The following is a 505-nucleotide window of genomic DNA, read 5'->3' on the forward strand; positions in this document are numbered from 1 at the left end:
CTTGGAAACAGCTGCTGAGTTTGCAGAGTTCCAAGGTTTCATGATACACGTCGTTACGCCAAACAATCGGCCGTTAATTGGTCGAGGGGGGATCAGCGTTCAACCCACCGCACAATGGCAATCATTTGATTTTACAAACATATTAATCATTGGCTCAATTGGCGATCCTTTAGAATCGTTAGATAATATCGATCCTGCATTGTTCGATTGGATCAGAGAGTTACACCTAAAAGGCAGCAAAATAGTTGCAATTGACACCGGTATTTTTGTCGTCGCGAAAGCCGGTCTTTTGCAGCAAAACAAAGCTGTAATGCATTCTTACTTCGCCCACCTCTTTGGCGAACTGTTCCCTGAGATAATGCTCATGACTGAGCAGAAAGCACTCATTGACGGAAACGTCTATCTTTCGTCTGGACCTTACTCTCACTCAAGTGTGATGCTGGAAATAGTAGAAGAGTATTTTGGAAAGCACACTCGAAACCTTGGTAACCAGTTTTTAAGTACA

The 505-nt window shown here is 43.2% G+C and carries 1 protein-coding gene; it reads left to right on the plus strand.

Annotated features, from left to right (window positions below; all coding sequences use genetic code 11):
• Position 1 precedes the first annotated feature (1 nt).
• The coding region (locus tag R7R24_RS30765; protein ID WP_318120721.1) for a DJ-1/PfpI family protein at positions 2 to 505 on the plus strand (504 nt) is incomplete at its 3' end.

It is taken from the genome of Vibrio sp. 704, from assembly GCF_033339295.1.